The sequence below is a fragment of the Lactobacillus apis genome, from assembly GCF_002837055.1.
GTDB classification, from domain to species: Bacteria; Bacillota; Bacilli; order Lactobacillales; family Lactobacillaceae; genus Lactobacillus; species Lactobacillus apis.
In genome coordinates this window covers 1-4676 of the sequence record NZ_PDKP01000031.1, presented here as the reverse complement: position 1 = coordinate 4676, position 4676 = coordinate 1, and the positions used below count along the sequence as shown (strand labels likewise).

The following is a 4676-nucleotide window of genomic DNA, read 5'->3' as shown; positions in this document are numbered from 1 at the left end:
ACTGATTCACCATGGTCATCAACATTTAATTCGTACCACAATTTAGCTACTTGGTTAGAAGAAACGGACATCTTTACTGAATCAGAACTTGAAGATGTTATGTACAACAATGCCAATCGTATCTATTTTAAACAGCAAAATGTGCAAGCAATGCGTGATAGTGAAGATCCAGTTTTTCAAGATATATAGAGATAACAAAGAGAAGCATCACAATATTATTTTACATTCCCATTCTGATTCTATTTGATATGGACTGTTACTATTCCCCAGGTAATAATCTAAGGCATACATAGAAGGCGGTAGCAGCTTTTACTGATATTGAACGTAAAAAATCTGAGAAACTAAGTTTCTCAGATTTTTCATAGAGTGTTTAATTAGTTTTCTTTATGTTTGTGAATGAACCAACCAGATACAGCTGCAAATGTTGCGGACAGAAGACCAGCAAGAATAGTCAGTAGATTTTGCGTTTGGTTTTTACCCGTTTGTGGTAATTTGTTGCTAGCTTGATTATCAGTAGGTGCCGTTGGTATGGCAACATGATTATTAGTTAAATGCTGTTTTGAAGGGCTTTGAGGTGCTTGAGGCCGTAGATGATTAGTTGTTTGCGGTTTAGTAGGGTTTTTACCATGATGGTTGTCGTTGACAGGCACATTTTCGGCAGGAGTATTACTATCTTTTGCGTAAATATAAGTGACATCTTGAGTCTTTGCACTAAAGAAGCCGGTGGCATTAGTAGGCCGACTTTTCAGGTGATACCCAGTAAATTCTTTTGCATCAGTAGTATACCCATCACCAACGTTACCACTCAAAACAATGTCGGAAGTAAGAGAATTACCATCTTCATCTTGATAGTGAACAACTACATTGGCAGCTTTACTTGGGACAACAGGATTTACTGGTGGCTTGGTAGGAGTAGGAGCTTTTTTGTAGAGATAAACAACATCAGTTATAGTGTTATCTGCAAAGCTACCACTGGCATTGGCAGGAGTTTCTACTAAAGTGTAGCCAGTAATATCTTTCGGCTTTGTGGTGTATGGAGTGTTTAATCCACCGGTTTGCACATCATTAGGTGCTAGTTGATTACCGTCTTGATCTTGATAATGTGTAATAACAGCCGCATTGTATCTAACATAGGCATCGGCGTCTTTAGCCGGATTATAGTTAGTTAAAAGTTGTGGAGATGTCCAACGCTTATCTTTAAGTGCTTGAGGATGCTCTGCCGTTCCATTACCGACGTTAACCCAGATTCCAAGCGTATCTAAGCCAGTATTTGATAGAGAATTTTTAGCACCTAGTTTTAAGTAGTTTAAACTTGCCAGTCCATTAAGCATATTATCGCTACTGGTAACAGAGTCCATATTGAAATTACTTATATCAAGGCTGGTTAAGCTGCTATCTCCTGAAAACATTTCCATCATGTCAGTTACCTGGTCCGTGTTAAAGTGACTAACATCTATCTTTGCTAAATTGGTGCAAAAGGCAAACATTCCGTTCGTGCTAGTAATATTACTAGTGTTGAAGTGGCTAACATCTAATTGGTTCAAACTCATACAATATAAAAACATGCCTACAGCTTGCTTAACGTTGCTGGTATCAAAGCTAGCAACATTTAAACTTGATAATTTAAAGCACATGCCAAACATAGCAGTCATGTCCGTTACCTTTGCTGTATTGAAGTTACTAATGCTCAGAGACGACAAGTTTTGACAGGCATAAAACATAGAATTCATGTTTTCAACATTTTTAGTATCAAAATTATTCAGATTTAAGTTGGTTAAACTTGTGCAAAGATTGAACATGGTGCTCATGTCTTTAACCTTTGCTGTATTAAACGAGCTAACATCAAGATTTGTTAAGGCGGAACAAGACTTAAAAAGCTTAGACATATCAGTTACGTTACTTGTGTTAAAGCCACTCAAATCTAGACTTTTTAAATTTTTATCATTAGCGAACATAGAAAGCATACTCGTAACTTGGCTTGTGTCAAAGTTAGATAAACCTTCAAACTCTTCTAAGTTGTTTAAATCACTGAAAAGACCAGCGGCAGATCCTTTGATAGCTAGAGGTCCATCAATAACAATCTTTTTAGGTTTATTAGTGAGAAAGAATTGGCTAATTGATCTAGGCACATCATTACTAGCAGCTGTTACATTACCAGAAATAGTAGCAACTCCTTGATCAGGATCGTATGTAAGATGGGCGCCATTAATGTCAGATGATATTAAGTTGGCTTTTGTAGCTATCTTTTGCTGTTCATTTTCACCATGAGTAATTGCAGGGGGCATGTCAGACTGATTTGCATTATTAGCAGTTTCATTGTTATCAGTAGTTGATGAGTTGCTAGCAGGTGGAACTGACGGTACCGATGAACTGCTGTCAGCAGATGTACTTGGTTGCCGATTAGCTGCAGATTCAGCAGCTTTTGGTGACTTAGTTACATTGCTGGCCGCTAAGTGAGAAGCTGCAAGCTGATCAGCTTTTGCAATCTGTGGGCTAGCGCTTAATAGACCAATGGTGGTCAAAACACCACCTAATAGTAATTTCTCCTTATTTTTATTCATTATTCTTAACCTCATATAGTAAAAAATAACGTACTGTTTATACACCTCGAGTCTAGCACGGTTAATATAGTAATTACTAATGAAACGCACTTGTATAAAACCTAAGTATCAGTGAAAAAATGAGGGCAACTAGTTAGTATTCGACTGAACGGATTAATCTTGAGGATCTATTTAATAAACTTTATAATTAAAAGCGATTAGATATAGGGATAGTTAGAATATTGACTAGGAGAAAGCATGAAAAAAATATTTTTAGCCTCTTACTTTTCAAACGTGGCTGAACAATTTAAGGCATTTGTTCAAAATAATGAAATCAAAACTAAGAAAATCCTTTTTATTCCAACTGCTAGTAATGTAGAAGAATATACAGAATATGTTGACGAAGAAAAACAGCTTCTGGAAGAGTTAGGCTATATAATTGATAAATTCGATGTTACAAATGAATCAGTAGATATAGCCACTAATAAAGTAAAAGATGCCGAGATGTTTTTTATAACTGGTGGTAATACATTTTATCTGTTACAAGAACTAAAGAAAAAGGAATTGCTGCCACTGATTAATGAAAAAATTGATTCTGGAACTCCATATATAGGAGAGTCTGCTGGTGCAATCATTATGGCACCGGACATCGAATACTGCGGTATTATGGACGATGCAACTCTGGCAGAAGACTTGACTGACTATAGCGCTCTAAGCCAGACTAAGTTCTATACTTTACCGCACTATAAAGAGGAACCATTTGCGGAAGCAGATGATGAAATACTTGCAGTGTATAAGGATAAATTGAATTTAGTTCCGATTAATAATAATCAAGCAATTATACCTAGTGATAAAGACTATAAAATAGTTTAGAACTTAATAAAATAGCAAAGAAAAGACTCTATTTAGAAATAGAGTCTTTTTTAATTTTATTTTCATGTATATCTGATGTATGAGATAATAAACTAATAAAAATTGCCGTTTAAATTGAATAATGGGAAATCAAATGATGGAAAATAAAGAAATAATAGCACGTTATCTTGACGACAATGGAGTTGTTAAGGCGTGGCCTGCCAAAGCTAAAAATCGTTTCCTAATTCTGCAGTATTTAGCGACAAAACTTGAACCTACCAAAAAGTATTCTGAACAAGAAGTAAACCTAATTTTGATGAAGTATATTTCTGATTACGTTACTAGGAGACGAGATTTAGTCGAAAATCATCTTTTAAATCGAACCGATGATGGCAGAATGTATTGGCTAAATACCGATGCATCAAGCAGTAAAAACTAGGTTAAAAGAAAAGGTGCCAAGATGATTATTGATACAAAAGAACTGCAGAAAAAAGTTATTGAAAATAAAGAAAATCATGGTTTTAAGAAGTAAACCTAATTTTGATGAAGTATATTTCTGATTACGTCACTAGGAGACGAGATTTAGTCGAAAATCATCTTTTAAATCGAACCGATGATGGCAGAATGTATTGGCTAAATACCGATGCATCAAGCAGTAAAAACTAGGTTAAAAGAAAAGGTGCCAAGATGATTATTGATACAAAAGAACTGCAGAAAAAAGTTATTGAAAATAAAGAAAATCATGGTTTTAAGAAGTAAACCTAATTTTGATGAAGTATATTTCTGATTACGTCACTAGGAGACGAGATTTAGTCGAAAATCATCTTTTAAATCGAACCGATGATGGCAGAATGTATTGGCTAAATACCGATGCATCAAGCAGTAAAAACTAGGTTAAAAGAAAAGGTGCCAAGATGATTATTGATACAAAAGAACTGCAGAAAAAAGTTATTGAAAATAAAGAAAATCATGGTTTTAATACGACTGATATCAAATTTGAATTATTGTGTTTATATGGTGAAGTTAATGAACTTTTTCAAGCTTATTTGAAGCATGATAAAGATAATATTGATGAAGAACTGGCAGATGTGTCAATTTTCTTATTAGGTATTTCTGAGATGCTAGGTAGTGACTTGGGGACAGATATAGTTGCTAAAATGAAGATCAATGAAAAGCGCGTTTATAAAAAAGGTGTTAAGTCGCTAGAAGATTAAATTGAGGCATTTAAAAACTTTAATGGAACTAAAAAACCGTCATCGCTTTAAAATAGCTGACAGTTTTTTT

At 34.7% G+C, this 4676-nt stretch carries 6 protein-coding genes and 1 pseudogene; 6 read left to right on the top strand and 1 reads right to left on the bottom strand.

The window, feature by feature from the left end; genetic code table 11:
* Window positions 1-189: pseudogene (locus CRG87_RS07505) on the top strand (amidohydrolase family protein); the annotation flags it as partial.
* A 185-nt stretch (window positions 190-374) separates the two neighbouring features.
* On the opposite strand, the gene CRG87_RS07500 reads toward CRG87_RS07505, so the two are convergent.
* On the bottom strand, window positions 375-2561 hold the full coding sequence (locus tag CRG87_RS07500) for a BspA family leucine-rich repeat surface protein (RefSeq protein WP_074426128.1): 2187 nt from the start codon (window positions 2559-2561) through the stop codon (window positions 375-377).
* A gap of 237 nt (window positions 2562-2798) precedes the next feature.
* Here CRG87_RS07500 and CRG87_RS07495 point away from each other — a divergent pair, with 237 nt between their 5' ends.
* The 5 genes from CRG87_RS07495 to CRG87_RS07475 all read left to right on the top strand — a co-directional run bounded on the left by CRG87_RS07495 (window position 2799) and on the right by CRG87_RS07475 (window position 4606).
* Window positions 2799-3413, top strand: coding sequence for a Type 1 glutamine amidotransferase-like domain-containing protein (locus tag CRG87_RS07495; RefSeq protein WP_074426127.1), 615 nt, complete (start codon window positions 2799-2801; stop codon window positions 3411-3413).
* A 133-nt stretch (window positions 3414-3546) separates the two neighbouring features.
* Window positions 3547-3831, top strand: coding sequence for a DUF2087 domain-containing protein (locus CRG87_RS07490; protein ID WP_165775978.1), 285 nt, complete (start codon window positions 3547-3549; stop codon window positions 3829-3831).
* A gap of 98 nt (window positions 3832-3929) precedes the next feature.
* Window positions 3930-4058 (top strand): DUF2087 domain-containing protein, encoded by a 129-nt coding sequence (locus CRG87_RS07485; protein WP_308777026.1) that lies wholly within the window; start codon window positions 3930-3932, stop codon window positions 4056-4058.
* Between the two features lie 98 nt (window positions 4059-4156).
* Window positions 4157-4285 carry a DUF2087 domain-containing protein gene (locus tag CRG87_RS07480; RefSeq protein ID WP_308777026.1) on the top strand — a complete coding sequence of 43 codons (129 nt, stop codon included), beginning with the start codon at window positions 4157-4159 and terminating at the stop codon, window positions 4283-4285.
* A 21-nt stretch (window positions 4286-4306) separates the two neighbouring features.
* Window positions 4307-4606 carry a MazG-like family protein gene (locus CRG87_RS07475; protein ID WP_074426397.1) on the top strand — a complete coding sequence of 100 codons (300 nt, stop codon included), beginning with the start codon at window positions 4307-4309 and terminating at the stop codon, window positions 4604-4606.
* The last annotated feature ends 70 nt before the right edge of the window (window positions 4607-4676 follow it).

What these genes read in the sequence shown, in the direction of transcription:
- CRG87_RS07500 (WP_074426128.1), bottom strand. Translation starts at nt 2,561, where the DNA reads ATGAATAAAAATAAGGAGAAATTACTATTAGGTGGTGTTTTGACCACC.
- CRG87_RS07495 (WP_074426127.1), top strand. Translation starts at nt 2,799, where the DNA reads ATGAAAAAAATATTTTTAGCCTCTTACTTTTCAAACGTGGCTGAACAA.
- CRG87_RS07490 (WP_165775978.1), top strand. Translation starts at nt 3,547, where the DNA reads ATGATGGAAAATAAAGAAATAATAGCACGTTATCTTGACGACAATGGA.
- CRG87_RS07475 (WP_074426397.1), top strand. Translation starts at nt 4,307, where the DNA reads ATGATTATTGATACAAAAGAACTGCAGAAAAAAGTTATTGAAAATAAA.